The sequence below is a fragment of the Paracoccus sp. 08 genome (assembly GCF_024105395.1).
Lineage (GTDB): Bacteria > Pseudomonadota > Alphaproteobacteria > Rhodobacterales > Rhodobacteraceae > Paracoccus > Paracoccus marcusii.
In genome coordinates this window covers 37,882-55,865 of the sequence record NZ_WEKR01000074.1, presented here as the reverse complement: position 1 = coordinate 55,865, position 17,984 = coordinate 37,882, and the positions used below count along the sequence as shown (strand labels likewise).

Here is a 17,984-nt window from a genome sequence, read left to right as displayed (position 1 = left end):
TGCGCCGATCAGTCCAGCCCGGCGATGATCGCGCGCAGCGTGGCGATGCCCTGGTTCTTTTCGGAGCTGGTGACGACCAGTTCCGGATAGGCGGCAGGGTGTTTCTGCAACGCTTCGCGCACCTGGTCCAGGACCGGGGCCAGGGCGTTCGGGCCCAGCTTGTCGGTCTTGGTCATCACCACCTGGAACGGCACCGCGGACCGGTCCAGCAGGGTCATGATCTCGTGGTCGACATCCTTCACGCCATGGCGCGAATCGATCAGGCAGAACGCGCGGCGCAGGGTCTGACGCCCGGCCAGATAGGATTTCAGCAGCGCCTGCCATTTCGCGACGACGGCGACGGGGGCCTTGGCAAAGCCATAACCCGGAAGGTCGACCAGATAGGAGTGCTCGCCCAAGGCGAAATAGTTGATCTCTTGCGTGCGGCCCGGCGTGTTCGACGCGCGGGCCAGCCCCTTGCGGCCGGTCAGCGCGTTGATCAGGCTGGACTTGCCCACGTTCGATCGGCCCGCAAAGCAGACTTCGGGACGGTTCGGTGGCGGCAGGCCGTCCATGTGGACGACGCCCTTGACGAAATCGACCGGCCCCGCAAACAGCAGGCGAGCCTGCTCTGCCTTGGAGGCTTCGGGATCGGGGGCGGTGGGAAAGGCGACTTTCATGCGTGGACCTGATCTTGCAGGCGGACCGGACCGCCGGTGACAACCTCGGCGAAGATGCCGAAATCGGTGTGGCCGTAAAGCCGGTCCAGCGTCTGGACCATGTCGATGTCGCGCGTCCCGCTGTCGGTATCAGCGCTGGTGGCGTCGCAGCGGCCGACATGGTCGGTCACCCGCAGTTCTGCCGCGCCGATGCGGATGGTGCGGCCGATCAGGTCGCGTTCCGCAAGGGGCGCCCAGCCATCGACCCACAGGTTGCCGCGCCACCGATGCGTGCCGAGGGCCTGGCCGCATTGGGCCTCCAGATGGGCCAGGCTGGACAGGGACAGGATGGACAAAAGGGGCCGCTTCTGGTCGGTCCAGACGGCCGCACCATGCACCAGCCGGGTGGGGGCAGGGGCATCGGTCGGCCAAAGCGGGCGCAACCAGTCGATCAACTGCTGTCCCCGCGTGGCGGGGTCCAGCACCAGCGTGCCAGCCCGCGGATGGGACAGGTGCAGCATGCCGTCCCGCCACCCGCCAACGATGGCCTGCAGATCGGCCGAGACGACGCCGCGCAGGAAGCAGGATTTGGGCAGCCAGCGATCCGGCTGCCCGTCGGTCTGGTGGGCCAAAGCGTGGCGTTCCCCCGCCTCTGTCAGCACCGCCCATTCACGATCGCCGGGCAGGCGATGGCCGGCCTGCAGGGTGACCTGCTCCAGCCCCTCTCCGCCGACCGACTTGATCGGATGGCGGCGGATCAGGGCCAGATGCGCGGTCACTTTCCTGCGCCGGGCTTGTTGCCGGGACGCTTGCGCGTGGGCATCGACGACTTGATGTTGCCGAACAGGTCCGGACGGTGCCCGTGCATCGACATGATCGTGTACTGCTGCAGGATCGTGATCACGTTGTTGGTGATCCAGTACAGCACCAGACCCGAGGCGAAGCCGCCCAGCATGAACATGAAGATCCACGGCATCCAAGCAAAGATCATCTTCTGCGCGGCGTCCGTGGGGGCCGGGTTCAGACGCTGCTGCATCCACATGCTGATGCCCAGGGCGATCGCCAGCGCGGGCAGCGTGACCGAGTGCAGCAGCGTCCCCTGCGCCGGCACGCCGTACGGCAGCAGGCCATAGAGGTTCAGCAGGCTGGACGGGTCGGGCGCGGACAGATCCTGGATCCAGCCGAACCACGGCGCATGGCGCAGTTCGATGGTGACGAAGATCACCTTATAGAGCGAGAAGAAGATCGGGATCTGCAGCAGGATCGGCAGGCAGCCCGCGGCCGGGTTCACCTTTTCCCGCTTATACAGCTCCATCACTTCCTTCTGAAACTTCATCCGGTCGTCGCCGGTGCGGTTCTTGATCTCCTCCATCTGCGGCTGCAGTTCCTTCATCTTCGCCATCGAGATGTAGGACTTGCGGGCCAGCGGGAAGACCAGCGTCTTCAGCACGAAGGTTAGCGCGATGATCGCCCAGCCCATGTTGCCGATTATGCCGTGCAGCCAGTGCAGCAGCTGGAAGATCGGCTTGGTCAGGAAGTAGAACCAGCCCCAGTCGATCGAATCGACGAAGCGCTGGATGCCGGGGGTCTCCTCATAGCCGCGGATGACCTCCCAGACCTTGGCGCCGGCGAACAGGTAGCTGTCCGCGCTCAGCTGGGTGCCGGGCTCCACGGTCTGCATCGGGAAGCGGGCCTCGGTCTGATAGATGTCGGCGCCGTCGGCGTATTTCACGACCGCGGTGAAGGCCTGGCCGGGCGCGGGGGCCAGCGAGGACATCCAGTACTTGTCGGTGAAGCCGATCCAGCCGTTGCCGGTGACGTTATAGACCTCGGCCCGGCCTTCGCGGTCGATCGGGTCCAGTTCGGCGACGTCGTCGTATTTCATCTCGACCAGGGTGCCGTCGACCATGCCGACAACGCCCTCGTGCAGGATGAAGTTGTTCTGGGTGTCGGGGCGGCCATGGCGCGCGATGATGCCGTAGGGCGCGGCCGAGAACGCGGCATCGCCGTTGTTCTGCAGGCTCTGGCCGACGGTGAACAGGTAGTTGTCGTCCAGCGCGAAGGTCCGGCGGAAGATCTGGCCCGCGCCGTTGTCCCATGCCAGCGTCACCGGCTGACCGGGGGACAGCGTCTCGCCCGATTCCAGCGTCCAGACGGTCGCGGGGTTCGGAACCAGGCTTGCATCCACGCCCGGACCGGGGGTCCAGCCATAGACGGCGTAATAGGGTTTGTACTGGGCGCTGTCGACGGGAATGCTGTCATCGGCCGTCGCGCTGGACGGCGTCAGCAGCCGCACGTCCGGAGACCCCTCGTCGCGGGTTTCCTGATAGCGCGTCAGCAAAAGGTCGTCGATGCGACCGCCGGCCAGCGAGATGGACCCCGACAGCGCCGACGACTGGATCGCGACCCGGCCGGCGGGTTCTGCGGCATCCGGCTCGGCCGCCAGGTCGGCGGGGGCCGTCGTGGCCGCTCCCGTTCCGGGGGTGGCCAGCGGCTGGTCGCCCACGACCTGTTCCGTCAGCGGCTGCCCCGAGGGCTGGTCGGAGACGGGTTCGGGGGCGAAGACCGTATACCATACCAGGATCACCAGAAACGACAGGACCGTTGCCAGGATCAAATTGCGGTTGTTGTCTTCCATTCCGTCACCACCGTCATCGCGTCAGTCTGGGCGGTTCAACAGAACGCACCCCCAAAGGTCAAGCGGATTTGCCATTTGACGCAGGAATGCAAGGGAATTCGCCGAAACGCCCCGCGCGTGCGACCGCGGGGCGCGGGTCCATGGGGCGGGTGTCAGCCGCGCAGGCCGATCGTGGGAAGGCGCGCCGCGGCGTCCGCGTGGCCGGCCAGGAAGTCGAGACTTTTCGTCAGCGGCATGGGCCGGGCGATGGCATAGCCCTGGACTTCGTCGCAGCCCATCTGCGCTAGGAACGCATATTCCTCGCGGGTTTCAACCCCTTCGGCCAGGGCCGCGATGCCCAACCGCTCGGCCAGGGCCAGGATCGCCAGGATCATCCGCTGCTGGCCGTTGTCGATGTCGCAGGCAGTGACAAAGCTGCGGTCGATCTTGATGCGATTGATGCCGAACTGTCGGATCGCGTCCAGGCTGGCATAGCCAGTGCCGAAATCGTCTAGGTCGATCTGGCAGCCGGCCTCGGCCAGCTTGCGCAGGTTCTCGCGGGTCTCTCCGCTGCTGGTGACGGGACCGACGCTTTCCAGCACCTCGACCACCAGGCGGCGTGGAGAGATCTCGTGGCGATCCAGCTCCCACAGCAGGCAGTCGGCAAAACCGCGGTCCGACAGTTCGCAGTTCGAGATGTTGATCGACACGGTCGGCACGTCGAACCCGGCCTTGTCCCAGGTCTTCAGCGCGGCCATGGACTGCGCCAGCATGAACAGCGTCAGGGTGTTGTGATCGGCAGGCGACATGTGCGGCAGGAACACCCCCGGGGCAAGGATGCCGCGGGTCGGGTGGTTCCAGCGGGCCAGTGCCTCGAACCCGGTGATCTGGCCGGAATTGCAGCACACCTGCGGCTGGAACCATGCCTCCATCTGCGCCGCGACCACCGCGTCGCTGACGGTCGCGATCAGCCCCGGCCCGGACAGGGCAGGGTCGTAGGGATAGAGGCGCAGCTGGCCCAGGGCGCAATCCTCGACCAGGTTCATCCGCTGGCGGGCATTGTCGACCAGCGCGGTGATCGAGGGCAGGTCGGGGGTCGTTGCATGGATCAGAACGCCGGTCATCACCGGGGTGACCTGCTGGCCCGACAGGGCGACGGGCGTCTGTCCCTGCTGGTGCAGCCTGCGCGCGACCTGCAGCGCGTCGCGGTCGGTCCGGTCGCGCAGCACGAAGGCGAACAGGCCCGGCGCCAGCACCTGCACCGGATCATAGGGACGCACCGCGCCACCCAGGGTCATCGACAGCTGCACCATAAGATGCCCCATCGCGGCCTTGTCCAGGATGTTGCCCAGGGCTTCGGTGTTCTCCAGCCGCATCAGCAGCAGGCTGCGGGACAGGTCCTGACCCCGCTTGGCGCCGCCAAGCAGCCTGCGGAGGGGCGAGAACAAGCGGTTCGCATTCTTTGACATACCGGACCTTTCACGGAATCACCGGGGTCAGGAATAGATCAAATTGCTTGTCGTACCGTTAATGTTCCCCGGCCAGATCGCGCAGGATCGGCGGAAGGGCGGGCTTATCACCCTGTTCGGGCGGGAAAATCGCGGAAAAATCGAATAGTTCAGTATCCAGCAGGTGCGACGGCCGGACATTCATCAGCGACCGGAACATCACCTGCCGTCGCCCGGGCGTCCGCGCCTCCCATTCGTCCAGCATGCGTTTAACCTGGACGCGCTGCAGCCCCTCCTGGCTTCCGCACAGATCGCAGGGGATGATGGGATAGTTCATCGCCCGCGAAAAGCGGTCGCAATCGTCCTCGGCCACATAGGCCAGCGGGCGCAGGACGGTCAGGTCGCCATCCTCGTTCAGCAGCTTCGGCGGCATGGTGGCCAGGCGGCCGCCATGGAACAGGTTCATGAAGAACGTCTCCAGCATGTCGTCGCGGTGATGGCCCAACACGACGGCGGAACAGCCCTCCTCGCGCGCGATGCGGTACAGGTTGCCTCGGCGCAGACGCGAACACAGCGCGCAATAGGTGCGGCCGGCCGGGACCTTCTCCTTCACGATGGAATAGGTGTCCTGGTATTCGATCCGGTGCGGCACGCCGCGCGCCTTGAGGAACTCGGGCAGCACCGTGGCCGGAAAGTTGGGCTGTCCCTGGTCAAGGTTGCAGGCCAGCAGCTCGACCGGCAGCAGCCCGCGCCACTGCAGCTCGTGCAGGATCGCCAGCAGGGTATAGCTGTCCTTGCCGCCCGACAGGCACACCAGCCAACGGTCGCCGGGGCGGACCATCGCGTAATCCTCGATCGCGGCGCGGGTCTCGCGGACCAGCCGCTTGCGCAGCTTGCGGAACTCGGTCCCCTGGGGGGCGCCCGCGAACAGGGGGTGAATCTCGGTGGTGTCAGCGTCGTCCAGCATCGCGGGCCCTTTCATGGTCGGGATCGGCGCCGGGCACCGGGTCATAGCCGTGCCCGCCCCAGGGATGACAGCGCCCGATGCGCCGCAGGGCCAGCCAGCTGCCGCGCAGGGCGCCGTGGCGGGCCAGCGCATCCAGCGCATAGGCCGAACAGGTCGGTTGGAACCGACAGCCATGCCCGACCCAAGGAGAGACCAGCAGCCGATAGCCGCGCACCGGCAGCGCGACAAGGCGCGCCAGCGGGCTCATGCGTGGATCTTGGCCATGGCGCGGGCGAAATCGCCCTGCAGATCGGCAAAGGCTCGGGCGATGGTCGCTTCGGGGCGACCGACCAAGACATAGTCCCATCCGGCGTGGCCCAGATAGCCCAACCCAAGGCGGGCGACCTCGCGCAGGCGCCGCTTGGCGCGATTGCGGGCTACGGCATTGCCGATCTTCTTGGAGCAGGTGAAACCGATCCGTGCCGGGCCGTCATCGTCCCGCCTGCGGGCTTGCAACAGGAAGCCCGGCATTCCCTGACGCCGCGCACGGGCAGCGGCCAGGAAATCGGCGCGTTTCTGCAGGACGGGCGGCATGCGAAATGCCGCCGTGCCGACATCCTTGGGCTGAACTTCAGCAGGATGGGGCAGAGGCGGCATGTCGAAAGCCTTTACGTGGCGGTCGTGACCGCCGGCAGGATCACGAATGATCAGGCCGACAGACGCTTGCGGCCCTTGGCGCGGCGGCGGTTCAGCACCAGACGGCCGCCTTTGGTGGCCATGCGGGCGCGGAAGCCGTGACGGCGCGCACGAACGAGGTTCGACGGTTGGAAGGTGCGCTTCATGATCAGTCTCCGGGTCGGTTCTTGCGGGGCGGATCGGGACGGGGCAGATTGCAGAAGACTGCCCTGCGCCACGACGCCGGTTGTTCGAAGCCCGCTGGATAGTGGACCCGCAGGCCCACGTCAACCATCTAAACCGGTAAATCACGGGCCAATCGGTCCGGGAACCGGGTCACGATCACATTCGTTTGATGTGCAAACCCGCAATCGCTTGGCTGACAAGTCCGGCCCGCGACACCATAACCCGGACACGATGCGACTGAACACGATCTCTGGCCGATTCGCCGCGCTGACAACCATGTTCGTCATCTTGGCAGAGCTGTTCATCCTGCTGCCATCCTTGGCGGGCTTCCGGCTGGACTATCTGGAGAGCCGGCTGGAAAGGGCGCAGATCGCCAGTCTGGCCCTGCTGGCCACCGACGAATCGATCGCTCTGGATCTGGAGGCCGAGCTGCTGCAGACGGCCGGCGTCTTCAACGTCGTGCTGCGGCGCAACGACGTGCGCCAGTTGGTCCTGTCGTCGCCCATCCCGGGCCCGATCGCCGCGACGTATGATCTGCGGTCCGAAGGTGTGCTGCACACGATCGGCGATTCGCTGCGGGCGTTGGCCGACCGACAGAATCGCGTGATCCGCGTCATCGGCGCACCGGTGAACCAGGCGGGCCAGCTGATCGAGATCACCATGGAGACCGCGCCGCTGCGTCAGGCGATGATCGACTACGGCCTGCGCCTGCTGGCGGTATCGGCCGCGTTCTCGATCCTGACGGCGGTCCTGCTGTTCACAGCCGCGCAACGGATGATCCTCGTGCCGATCCGCCGCGTGATCACCCACATGTCCGCCTATGCCAGCGCGCCCGAGGACAGCCGCCACATCATCATCCCCGACGCGCGCCTGGCGGAACTCCGCGAGGCCGAGACCGCCCTGCAGTCGATGCAGCAGACCGTGACGTCCTCCCTCAAGCAGAAGGAGCGGATGGCACAGCTGGGCCAGGCGATCGCAAAGATCAGCCACGACCTGCGCAACATCCTGACCACGGCGCAGATCTTTGCCGACCGTCTGGAGGACAGCGCCGACCCCAAGGTGCGCCGAGCCGCGCCCAAGCTGGTCAATTCGATCACCCGCGCCGTGAACCTGTGCGAGACGACGCTGGCCTTCGGCAAGGCCGAGGAGCCTGCGCCGACGCTGTCACGCTTCAACCTGGCGCAGCTGGCTGCCGAGGTGATCGAGGCCGAAACCCTGGCAGGGGAGGCGGCAGGGCGGGTCGAGTTCCTGACCGACATTCCCCCCAGCCTGGTGATCCGCGCCGATCGCGACCAGCTGTACCGCGTGCTGGCCAACCTGGCCCGCAATGCCCGCCAGGCGATCGAGGCGACCGGCGGCCCCGGCACGGTCGAGATCGGCGCCGGCGAGGCAGAGAGCGATTGGTGGATCAAGGTGTGCGATTCGGGACCGGGCCTGCCGGACAAGGCGCGCGAATACCTGTTCAAGCCCTTCACAGGCAGCACGCGCCGCGGGGGCACGGGTTTGGGTCTGACGATCGCGGCCGATCTGGTGCGTGGGCACGGGGGCCGGCTGATCCTGCTGCGCAGCGATGCCGAGGGCAGCCAGTTCTGCATCCACATCCCCCGCGGGATGGCCGATCTGTCGGCCCGCGCCGATGCTGCGGCGCGCTGAAGGACGATTTGCCAAAAAGGAGTCATCTTTTTGTCTTTTCGCCCTTGCATCCCCCCGGCGTGGCCGCTAATTCCCACCGCATGTTGCACCCGTAGCTCAGCTGGATAGAGCACCAGACTACGAATCTGGGGGTCGGGCGTTCGAATCGCTCCGGGTGCACCATTTTTCCTTTTTTGTGAACACTAGGCAAAATTGCCGTTTTCGTCACGGCTTTGCCTTTTTGGTGGCCCCATATCTCCGCGCGCTCCTTCCTGTTCCGCCAGTGGCGAAGCTATCTCTGCTTTTCGCTTTGGATGACCTCATGTCATCCGAAGGGCAAGGCAGGGTGGGCGCAGCCCGACCTGCGGCCGGACGGTGATCTGAACACGGGGCCGGAGCGGTGAAATTGGGAGGGACCCGCGCGCCTCGCGCGTGGGAGGAACCGGATTTCTCCGTGGAGGCTGACGCGCAGCGGCACCAGAGCCCGTGTTCAGATCGCCGGCCGGATGGCAGGCGGAAAAAGAAATGAAAGATCGTCAGCCGTGCCAGAGTGAAGCGGAGGCGCGGCTGTCCACTGGATCAGCGATCGCGGTGCCCGCGATCACCATATCTCTGAAAAGCAGCCTCTGGACTGCCAGGCAGCATCGACGTGAAGAGCCCATATCCGTCGGTCATAACTACCGCAGCGAATGCAGGTGCAGCACAGGTTGTCGACCGATAGTCGCCGTTCAGACAAGGCTGAGCAGAAACTACCGAGGCAAACCGGCTATACTTCTTGATGAAGGGCCAACCTGCCAGACAAGTGACTTCTCACCTGCCACTCCGCGCCCGTCTGCGCCGCTTCCACGCCTTGAACCGCTTTCGCAGGGCGCGCACTCGCCCGACTTTCGGTATCAGGTCATGGCGCAGACCGGGATCGGGACGAGCCTCAAGCGCAGCAGCAAATTCATCGTCGAAGCCGTCCAATGATGCGATGGCCCTGTCGCGCACGAGCCGTGCGTCTGCCCGTCCAGTTTCCGACAGGCACCACTCGAGCGTCGATTGCAGTTTTGTATCGGTGACCTGATCCGGATCGAATACCGCGTGCCACCCCAGCTTATGCGCTTGGCTGGTCACCTTGTCGCCGCCGGAAACAGGATCGATTGCGATGGTCGGGATACCGTTTTTCAGGGCTAGCACCATGCCGTGCAGCCGTGTGGTCAGCATGACGTCCAGCCGACTGCAGATGGATTCGAACTGCGCCGCGTTCGACAGGCCGAACCGGTTCGTGGCAGCCGGAACGGACGTGTCCATCTCGATGACCGCCACGCCCGATTTCTCGATAAGCCGGCGCAGTTTTTCCTCGGCCAATGCGCCCCGGTGGCGATCGCCATACTCTCGCTGGAATCCGGTCAGGCACAGGCCGACAACGGCAATGCGGGCCGGCGCCTCGCGGAAACTCAGGTCGGCGCGCACGGTTCTGTCGCTGTCCCGCTCCAGCAGGACCTCGAACGGGTTGAAGGCGGATAATGGTTCGACCATCGTCAGGTTCACGCCAACATGCACGCAGTGCTTGAAGCGACCGAAGATGCTTTCGTGTTGCACGGCCATAGCCGGGGTAAACGGACCACATATGACGAAGAGGTGTGTGTAACGCGCGGGGTCAAGGGTAAAGCGGTTCAGCCAGGTGCTGTCGACCGACTGCCGAGCGTCAGTATAGGGCGTGACGTCATAGGCCATCCCCAATTCCTGCAACTGACGTTCCGTCTGTCGCAGGACCTCCACGTCGCCGACGGTCGAGAAATGTCCGACCAGAAGCGCGCGTTGGTTCGACTCGACCTTAGTCTGATGGTGCTCGGACATGTCAGTAGAACTCCCGGAATAATCTGCTCCTGCAGGGTGGCGACCCATTCCAACAGTCATCAGTGTGGCTTCAGGTGGGGATACTGCCGCACAAAGTGTTGCATGGCACGCCGATAAAGCAGCGTTGCACGGCCGCGCGACGACCAGACGTCCCATCGACGGTCGCGCCACGGTTTTTTCGGGCCATGATAATGCAGAATGACAGGGCGACCCGGGACCGCTCCTTCAATGGCCAATCCGGATCGGGTGATAAGCTCCCGGTGCCGGCGGATGCGCCCCCAAGAGGCGTTCCACGCCGGATCGAGTTGCAGCAAATCGGTCGCGAACAGGGCATTCAGGTGATCCTGATCTCCATGCGTGCAGGCTGATGCCGCGATGACGTCTTCTATCCGTGCCAACAGAGCGGGATGCGCCCGAAGCGCATCGCAATTCAGGAGAAGGATGCCCGCGTTGAAATAGTCCTCGACACGCGCCGGATCCATGAACTGCCGTATCTCCATCAGCCGTGCAGCCCTGTCCACCGTCGTTTTTTCCGGCTCGAAAAGCCAATGCGTGATGTGATAATCACGAACCGCGCCAGCATAGGCGTCTTTCAGATCAACCTGGAACAAGGGGCTAACGTCGCCCGTGACCAGCGTATCGCCGTCGATATAGAGGACATAGCCGTCGATCAGCCGCGGGATGAACAGGCGGCCCATCGTAGCCGCAGAGATGTAATCCGTCGGTCCGTGTGCGCCTTCCAGGTATCCGTCGCCGATATCCTTGCAGACCAGAGTAAGATCCGTGTGTCCGGCAGTGACCGCCTCGACATTCGCCCAGTCTTCAGGCGTGAGGCCATCGCCCCAGAGGTGCAGTTCGGCAGGTCCCTGGAGGTGCTGCAGCAGGCTCCAGATGAACACGAGGGTTGGTTTCAGAAAGGTGCGGTCGGTGACGTAGACGATTTTGACCATGCGTGGCGTGCCAGGCAAGCAAGGCTCCTTTTTGTTCATAGAATGTATGATGTATCTGCGGCGGCCGCCACGACGGGTGGGATCACTGCGCGTTTCAGATCGGTCTGCGGACGGCACCAGACCGCAAGTGGCCATGGCCGCCGGGGCATATCGCTACGGACCTTGAGAACCCGCCGGTTCTGGCACTCGGCTATTGAGATCATACGCGGTCCAATGCCCTGCACCGAAGGGTCTCGATAGAGACGGTCCGACTGTTATACAGAGTTTATCAGAGGATGATCCGGCGGATGAGCCGATAGGCTGCCGCATCATCCCGGACGTTCCTAACGGATCGACCCTGCCGCCAGTAAGGATCGCATGGCCAATTGCATTCTCAAGACAGGCCGTGACAGAAGCCACTCTTGCAGGTCATGCAAATTCGACAAAGAAGGCAGAGGCAGAATGATCCAGTTTGTGCGCGACAATGCGCGGTGGTTGGCTGCGGGCTTTCTTCTGACCTTCACGTCGGCGTTCGGGCAGACGTGGTTCATCTCGCTGTTTGCAGACTTCATCAAGGATCGTCACGGTCTGACGGATGGCAGTTGGGGCGGCCTCTACACCGTTGCCACCTTGTCGGCGGCGGCGCTGATGTTCTGGCGCGGTTCACTGGCTGATACGGTGCCCCTGTCGCGGCTGGCCCCGGCCGTTACGCTGATGTTCGCCGTCGCCGCCGTCGCTCTTGCCTGGGCTCCATCGGTCGCGGTTCTGGTCGTCGCCCTCTTCCTGCTGCGGTTCTGCGGGCAGGGAATGTTCAGCCACATGGCGATGACGGCGATGGGGCGCTGGCTCGAGGCCCGCCGCGGCCAGGCCGTGTCCCTGACGAATCTGGGCCACCCCGCCGGAGAGATCTTCGTTCCCCTGCTGGTGGTGATGCTGATCGGCGGCATCGGCTGGCGCAGCACTTGGTTGGTCGTCGCCGGCGTCCTGTGCCTGATCGTGATCCCCTTGCTGCTTTTGCTGCTGACCGAGGGACGGAACCCAGTGGGACATCAGGCCCAGATTGCCCGACCCGGCCTCATGGGCCGCCAATGGCGCCGCCGGGATGCCGCGCGGCACTGGCTGCTTCCGGCTCTGCTGCCGGTGTTGCTGACACCCGGCTTCATTTCGACGGTCATCTTTTTCCACCAGGCGCATATCGCGGACGTGAAGGGGTGGACCCTGCCGGAAATGGCCCAAGGCTTTACCGCGTTCGGTGTGGCCACTGTTATCGCCGCGTTCACCTCGGGTTGGCTAGCAGACCGGTTCGGTCCTCTGCGCCTATTGCCGCTTTTGGTGGTGCCCATGGGGCTTGGCGTCGCCCTGATCGGGCCTGCCGATGAGGTGTGGGTCTGGTATGTGGCTCTTGGGGTGGTGGGCATCGCCCAAGGCATGGCCAGCTCGCTCTGGGGAGTGCTGTTTCCGGTGCTCTATGGCACTGCGCATCTGGGCGCGATCCGGTCTATGGCCACCACGATCATGGTCATCTCGACTGCCATCGGGCCCGGCATCACAGACGTCCTGATCGATGCGGGCATCGACTTTCCAACTCAAAGCCTGTTTTTGGGGCTTTGGTGCGGAGCCATCACGTTGCTCTGCCTGGGGATCAGCAGAAAACTCAAAGCGGATTTCTGACGATCCCTGCGATCAGCCGTCGCCGTCATTCGCCGATGCGAGGACCGCGCTCTGCGCCCGCGGGTTCGCACCCGGGCGGGACGATGCGGCCAAGGCCAGCGCCGAAGGTCGCCCCTTTGCCTGCATATCTGCAGCGGAGGTCGTATTCGCTGCGACCGTTCCGACATCTGCGCGGCTGTCAGGTCGCGGACTGCTGCCCAGGGTCAGCCACTCAGAGCGAGACTTCACATCTTTTTCAGGCGCGCCTGCGAGACCGACCGGACGGGCAATCGGCGCTTGGGATGCCTGAAGGACCATCCGGTGCGGCTCAGGCCGGGTCGCGGCGGAGCTGGCGGTCACCTGTGCGCGGCGTGAGACAGTCCGAACCAGGGGAGCTTGCGGAGGGGTTTCACGCACACGATCGGGAATGCGGGGAAAGTTGTCGTCCAGCAGCTTGGCAACAGTCTGATTGCGCTGCGCAGTGGAGGTTCCGCCGACGACGGTCGCGATCAACCGCTTGTTTCCGCGTCGGGCCGAGGCGGTCAGATTGAAGCCAGCCGCGCGGGTGTATCCGGTCTTGATCCCGTCGGCCCCGTCATAGGCATCCAGAAAACGCCGATTGGTGGCCGAGACCCGCGCAATGCCTGCATCGGCAGAGCGGCGCGAGAACAGATTGTAGTATTGCGGAAAATCGTAGAACAGGTGCCGCCCCAGAATGCTCATGTCATGGGCGGTGGAGTAATGCCCCTCGCTGGTCAGGCCGTGTGCGTTGCGGAACTGGGTGTTGTTCATGCCGAGCGCGCGCGCCATCTGGGTCATCTGCTGGGTAAACGCCTCCTCCGACCCGGCCAGGTTCTCACCGATCGCTGTTGCGACGTCATTGGCCGATTTGACCGCTGCCGCGCGGATCAGATACCGCAACTCGATCTCTTGGCCAGGGCGCAGACCCAGCTTGGACGGCGGCTCGTTCGCGGCATTTCTGGAAATCTTGAACTTGCTGTCCAGCCGGACATCGCCGCGTTCGACGGCGCTGAACGTCATGTAGAGCGACATCATCTTGGTCAAGGACGCGGGGTGCAGCCTAGTGTCCGCATTCTGCTGATAGATCGCCTTGCCTGTGCGCGCGTCCATCACATAGGCCGCCAACGGGGCCGCATTGGCCTGCGTGACCATCAGAACCATGACGCCTATGGTCATGACCCATTAATCGGGTTGCGACCCCCTTGCCGGCGTGTTTCACGCTCCCGAACTGATGGGGGCATGCTGAGCAATCTTTTTTGGCTGAGTGACGAGCAGATGGCGCGGCTGCGGCCGTTCTTTCCAAAGAGCCATGGCCGCCCACGGGTCGATGATCGGCGGGTCTTGAGCGGGATAATCTTCATCAATCGTAATGGCTTGCGTTGGTCCGATGCGCCGCCAGAGTGTGGTCCACCGAAGACCCTCTACAACCGATGGAAGCGCTGGAGCGACATCGGTGTTTTCGCCCGGATGATGGAGGTTCCGAAGCCGCCGACCGGAAGACAGTGATGATTGACGCCACCTATCTCAAGGCGCACCGCACAGCTTCAAGCCTGCGGTTGAAAAAAGGGGGGCGTGGCAGGCTGATTGGGCGGACGAAGGGTGGCATGAACACCAGTTGCATGCCGTCACGGACGCGAACGCCGCTACCAGCGGCGCAATCGTATCGAGATCATGTCCGGCACGCTCAAGGACGGGCGCCGCGTCGCGACCTGCCACGACAAGTGCCCGAAGGGCTTTCTCTCCGCCATCGCTCTCGCCGCAACTGTCATCTTCTGGCTTTGAAAATTAACGAGACTGGAGCCTAGAGGCCTGGGCCTATGCCCGGGCGTAATGTTCGACTTCTCCCGGCCAGGAAAGCTGACAGACAACGGCTTCATCGAGGCTTTCAACAGCAAACTCAGGGCTGAATGCCTGAACGTACACTGGTTCATGAGCCTTGCGGACGCGACCAAAAACTTGGAGGATTGGCTTAGAAACTACAATGACGATCAACCCCACAGCGCCATTGGATACAATGTCCCAAGCGCGTTATACTTTCCCGGCGGCGTCACCAGCCCGCCGTCATGACCAAGGCCGAAAACTCCAGCGTCAGGCGGTCCAGAAAACGTAGGTAGACCACGCCTTGCAGGGTACCCAAAAGCTGGTGCTCCAAAGAGACGGCGCACGTTACGTTGTCTTTGTACGATGGAATGCCGGAGCGACCAGTATGTACTGCAGACCAGACGTTGCTGCCAATCTGTTGCTGGGATGTTCATGCTGACCTGATTGTCCTTTGAGCCGGGCTATCCAGCTAGTACCGCTGACCCATTTGCCTTAAGGGACGCCGAGCTGAGTACGGGCCTGACGCAAACAATCACCTTACCAGACGATGTATTATGCGGGAGTCGTGGCATCGGATTGTCACTCAGTGAAAATCTTCAACGTGCCGTTGTCATGTTGACAGCTTTTCGGGTCGTCAGTTCGCACTTTCAATTTGCAGAGAAATCGCGATGCGCAGGAACTATTTTATTTACGAAGCAACGTGGCGCGGGCTTCCGAAGCAATGTCCTCGGTTCTTTCGCGCTTCGGACATGAAAAAAGGGGCCACCTAGGCCCCTTGCTTTCGGCGATCTTTCCGGTGTTATGCAGCTTTCTGGGCGTCCAGTTCGCTGACAACGGGACGGGTGCCGTCTTCGCGGGCATAGTATCCGTACATCTGATCCAGTGCGGCATCGGCCTGCTGGCTGCGCTTGCGGTCCGCGATGCTCAGCGGCTTCTGGGTCTGGTTCGACATTGTCATTCTCCGATCAGGGCGTTTCCTCCCGTGACCGTCAGATATTGTCTGCCCAATCAAAATGAAACCGCCCTGACGCAAGGTCAGGGCGGGTGCAGGGCAGCCATGCAATGCGGACAACTCAGCCGATGCGCAGTATCCGATGCTTTTTCTTGCCGACCGAGATCTTGATGCCGCGCTCCAGTGCAGCCTGGTCCAACGGCATCTGCGGATCGGTGACAGGCGCGTTGTCGGCGCGCAGGCCGCCTTCGGCTACCAGACGCTTGACCTCCTTGCCGCTGGCGACGATGCCCGACTGGACTAGGGCCTGCGCGATGGTGACGCCTTGCGCCTGATCGGCGGGCAGCACCGCGACCTCCAGATCGCCGCCCGCGCCGCCGTCCTGAAAGACGCTGCGCGCGGTCGCCTCGGCGCTGGCGGCGGCATCGGCGCCATGCAACAGGGTCGTCACTTCGTTGGCCAGACGGACCTTGGCCTCGTTGATCTCGGACCCCTGCAGCGCGCCCATGCGGTCGCATTCGTCCACCGGCAGTTCGGTGTACAGCTTCAGGAACCGGCCCACATCGGCATCGGTTGTGTTGCGCCAGAACTGCCAGAACTCATAGGGCGACAGCATGTCCGCCGACAGCCAGGTCGCTCCGCCCGCCGACTTGCCCATCTTGCGCCCGTCGCTGGTCGTCAGCAGCGGAGAGGTCAGGCCCCAGACCTGCCGGTCGTCCACCCGCCGCGTCAGGTCGATCCCGTTGACGATGTTGCCCCACTGGTCCGACCCGCCCATCTGCAGAACACAGCCGTGGCGGCGGTTCAGCTCCAGGAAGTCGTAGGCCTGCAGGATCATGTAGTTGAATTCCAGGAAGCTCAGCGACTGTTCCCGGTCCAGCCGGGACTTGACCGATTCGAAGGACAGCATTCGGTTGACGCTGAAATGCCGGCCGATGTCGCGCAGGAAGGTCAGGTAGTTCAGGCCGTCCAGCCATTCGGCGTTGTTCAGCATGACCGCCCCGTCGGGGCCGTAATCCAGATAGCGGGCGAAGACCCGGCCCATCCCGTCGATATTGGCCTGGATCGCGGCATCGTCCAGAAGCGGGCGCTCGTCGCTGCGGAAGGACGGATCGCCGACCTTGGTCGTGCCGCCGCCCATCAGGGTCAGGGGCTTGTTGCCGGTCTTCTGGAACCAGCGCAGCATCATGATGTTCAGCAGGTGCCCGACATGCAGGCTGGCCGCCGTCGCGTCATAACCGATATAGGCCGTGATCGGTCCCGCCAGCAGCGCCTGATCCAGCCCGGCGTAATCCGTGCAATCGGCCAGATAGCCGCGTTCGGACATGATGCGCAGGAAGTCGGATTTGGGCTGGTATGTCATGGGCTTCATCCTTGTGTATCCGCGCGATATACAGGCAGGAGCAGCGAAGGAAAAGCGATGATCCGGGCTTTGGGGATGATGTCGGGCACGTCGCTGGACGGTGTCGACGCGGCGATGATCGAAACCGACGGGGTGCGGATCGGCGGCTTTGGGGACAGCGCCTTTCGTGCGTTCGGCGACAACGAATCGGCCGTGCTTCATGCGGGGCTGGGCCTGTGGCCCGACGCGCCGGAGGTGGCGGAGCTGGCGCAACTGGTCCAGGCGGCCCATGCCGACTTGGCACGGCAGTTTCCAGATGCGCAGCTGATCGGGTTTCACGGCCAGACGCTGGCCCACGATCCGCGCGGGCGCGGCACGCATCAGGCGGGTGACGGCGCGGCGCTGGCGCGCATGACGGATCGCCCCGTGGTCTGGGATTTCCGGTCCGAGGATGTGCGTCAGGGAGGCGAGGGCGCCCCTTTGGTGCCGTTCTTTCATTGGGCCTGCGCGAACTGGGCCGTGGGGCAGGGGTGCCTGCCCGCGGCCCCCGTGGCGTTCCTGANCCTGGGCGGCGTCGGCAACATCAGCTGGGTGGACCCCGCGGCCCCCGCACCCGAGACCGCCGGTGCCTGCGTCGCCTTCGACACGGGGCCTGCCAACGCGCCCTTGAACGACCTGATGCGCCGGCGCCGCCGTCAGTCGCGGGACGAAGGCGGCGCACTGGCGGCCAGCGGCACCGCCGATCAGGACATCGTCGCGGCGTTCCTGGATGATCCGTGGTTCCGGCGACCCGCCCCTAAATCCTTGGATCGCGATCAGTTCGCTGGCCTGACCCGCGCGGTTGCCCCGCTGTCCGATGCCGATGCGGCGGCGACGCTGGTGTCGGCACTGGCCGGATCGGTTGCGGCAGGCATGGCGTGGCTGCCCGCGCTGCCTGCGCAGGTTCTGGTCTGCGGCGGGGGGCGCCACAATTCGGCCATCATGGATGCGCTGACAGCAGCGTTGCCCGTGCCCGTCCGGCCGGTCGAGGCGATCGGTCTGAACGGCGACATGCTGGAGGCGCAGGCCTTCGGCTGGCTGGCGGTGCGCGTGCTGCGGGGGCTGCCCATATCGGGGCCGATGACCACGGGAGTTCCGGCACCGGTCCGCGGAGGACGGATCAGTCACCCACGATCACGTGACTAGATCAGACAAATGTTTAGGGAACGGTCTTTGAAATGCCCGCGTTGATGCCGTGAAGATGACGAAAAGACGTCATCGAAACAAAGAATTGATGCGGAGATCT

Annotated in this window: 16 protein-coding genes, 1 tRNA gene and 2 pseudogenes; 6 read left to right on the top strand and 13 right to left on the bottom strand. The window is 64.1% G+C overall.

Annotated elements, in window-relative coordinates:
- Positions 1–8: 8 nt before the first annotated feature.
- The 8 genes from yihA to rpmH form a co-directional block, all read right to left on the bottom strand.
- Positions 9–659 carry a ribosome biogenesis GTP-binding protein YihA/YsxC gene (yihA, locus tag GBO37_RS20090; protein WP_045982133.1) on the bottom strand — a complete coding sequence of 217 codons (651 nt, stop codon included), beginning with the start codon at positions 657–659 and terminating at the stop codon, positions 9–11.
- The gene (locus GBO37_RS20085) at positions 656–1,417 is read right to left on the bottom strand and encodes an MOSC domain-containing protein (RefSeq protein WP_252930585.1); all 762 of its coding nucleotides are present in this window, start codon (positions 1,415–1,417) and stop codon (positions 656–658) included. Before GBO37_RS20085 ends, yihA begins: the two co-directional genes overlap by 4 nt.
- Entirely contained in the window at positions 1,414–3,276 is a 1,863-nt protein-coding gene (gene yidC, locus GBO37_RS20080; protein ID WP_148911427.1) for a membrane protein insertase YidC, read from the bottom strand. Before yidC ends, GBO37_RS20085 begins: the two co-directional genes overlap by 4 nt.
- 152 nt (positions 3,277–3,428) lie before the next feature.
- Positions 3,429–4,724 carry an EAL domain-containing protein gene (locus GBO37_RS20075; RefSeq protein ID WP_148911428.1) on the bottom strand — a complete coding sequence of 432 codons (1,296 nt, stop codon included), beginning with the start codon at positions 4,722–4,724 and terminating at the stop codon, positions 3,429–3,431.
- 58 nt (positions 4,725–4,782) lie between these two features.
- A complete protein-coding gene (gene ttcA / locus GBO37_RS20070) occupies positions 4,783–5,670 on the bottom strand; it encodes a tRNA 2-thiocytidine(32) synthetase TtcA (RefSeq protein ID WP_045982130.1) in 888 nt (295 codons plus the stop codon).
- The gene (gene yidD / locus GBO37_RS20065; protein WP_252930584.1) at positions 5,654–5,917 is read right to left on the bottom strand and encodes a membrane protein insertion efficiency factor YidD; all 264 of its coding nucleotides are present in this window, start codon (positions 5,915–5,917) and stop codon (positions 5,654–5,656) included. The genes ttcA and yidD overlap by 17 nt, the downstream gene beginning before the upstream one ends.
- Positions 5,914–6,306: a ribonuclease P protein component gene (gene rnpA / locus GBO37_RS20060; RefSeq protein WP_371927656.1), complete on the bottom strand. Its 393-nt coding sequence runs from the start codon at positions 6,304–6,306 to the stop codon at positions 5,914–5,916. The genes yidD and rnpA overlap by 4 nt, the downstream gene beginning before the upstream one ends.
- A 50-nt stretch (positions 6,307–6,356) precedes the next feature.
- Positions 6,357–6,491: a 50S ribosomal protein L34 gene (gene rpmH, locus GBO37_RS20055; protein WP_042247969.1), complete on the bottom strand. Its 135-nt coding sequence runs from the start codon at positions 6,489–6,491 to the stop codon at positions 6,357–6,359.
- 250 nt (positions 6,492–6,741) lie between these two features.
- Here rpmH and GBO37_RS20050 point away from each other — a divergent pair, with 250 nt between their 5' ends.
- Both GBO37_RS20050 and GBO37_RS20045 read left to right on the top strand, forming a co-directional pair.
- Positions 6,742–8,163, top strand: a complete 1,422-nt coding sequence (locus GBO37_RS20050; protein WP_046000117.1) for a HAMP domain-containing sensor histidine kinase — start codon at positions 6,742–6,744, stop codon at positions 8,161–8,163.
- 85 nt (positions 8,164–8,248) lie between these two features.
- Positions 8,249–8,325 (top strand) — tRNA-Arg (locus tag GBO37_RS20045).
- Positions 8,326–8,952: 627 nt separating this feature from the next.
- On the opposite strand, the gene GBO37_RS20040 is transcribed toward GBO37_RS20045, so the two are convergent.
- Both GBO37_RS20040 and GBO37_RS20035 read right to left on the bottom strand, forming a co-directional pair.
- Positions 8,953–9,984, bottom strand: coding sequence for a polysaccharide pyruvyl transferase family protein (locus tag GBO37_RS20040; protein WP_252930583.1), 1,032 nt, complete (start codon positions 9,982–9,984; stop codon positions 8,953–8,955).
- 59 nt (positions 9,985–10,043) lie between these two features.
- Entirely contained in the window at positions 10,044–10,952 is a 909-nt protein-coding gene (locus GBO37_RS20035; RefSeq protein WP_252930582.1) for a glycosyltransferase family 8 protein, read from the bottom strand.
- A gap of 423 nt (positions 10,953–11,375) precedes the next feature.
- Between GBO37_RS20035 and GBO37_RS20030 the strand changes: the two genes are divergently transcribed.
- Positions 11,376–12,584: an MFS transporter gene (locus GBO37_RS20030; RefSeq protein WP_252930581.1), complete on the top strand. Its 1,209-nt coding sequence runs from the start codon at positions 11,376–11,378 to the stop codon at positions 12,582–12,584.
- A gap of 12 nt (positions 12,585–12,596) precedes the next feature.
- Here the strand turns inward: GBO37_RS20030 and GBO37_RS21755 are convergent, their stop codons facing one another.
- Positions 12,597–13,745, bottom strand: coding sequence for a D-alanyl-D-alanine carboxypeptidase family protein (locus tag GBO37_RS21755; RefSeq protein ID WP_371927654.1), 1,149 nt, complete (start codon positions 13,743–13,745; stop codon positions 12,597–12,599).
- A gap of 81 nt (positions 13,746–13,826) precedes the next feature.
- Here GBO37_RS21755 and GBO37_RS20020 point away from each other — a divergent pair.
- Positions 13,827–14,366 (top strand): annotated as a pseudogene (locus GBO37_RS20020) (IS5 family transposase).
- A 19-nt stretch (positions 14,367–14,385) separates the two neighbouring features.
- Positions 14,386–14,651: pseudogene (locus GBO37_RS20015) on the top strand (transposase); the annotation flags it as partial.
- Between the two features lie 553 nt (positions 14,652–15,204).
- On the opposite strand, the gene GBO37_RS20010 reads toward GBO37_RS20015, so the two are convergent.
- Both GBO37_RS20010 and tyrS read right to left on the bottom strand, forming a co-directional pair.
- Positions 15,205–15,357: a hypothetical protein gene (locus tag GBO37_RS20010; RefSeq protein ID WP_157001283.1), complete on the bottom strand. Its 153-nt coding sequence runs from the start codon at positions 15,355–15,357 to the stop codon at positions 15,205–15,207.
- Between the two features lie 121 nt (positions 15,358–15,478).
- Positions 15,479–16,720 carry a tyrosine--tRNA ligase gene (gene tyrS, locus GBO37_RS20005; protein ID WP_252930580.1) on the bottom strand — a complete coding sequence of 414 codons (1,242 nt, stop codon included), beginning with the start codon at positions 16,718–16,720 and terminating at the stop codon, positions 15,479–15,481.
- 57 nt (positions 16,721–16,777) lie between these two features.
- Here tyrS and GBO37_RS20000 point away from each other — a divergent pair, with 57 nt between their 5' ends.
- Positions 16,778–17,884 carry an anhydro-N-acetylmuramic acid kinase gene (locus tag GBO37_RS20000; RefSeq protein ID WP_252930579.1) on the top strand — a complete coding sequence of 369 codons (1,107 nt, stop codon included), beginning with the start codon at positions 16,778–16,780 and terminating at the stop codon, positions 17,882–17,884.
- Positions 17,885–17,984 lie beyond the last annotated feature (100 nt).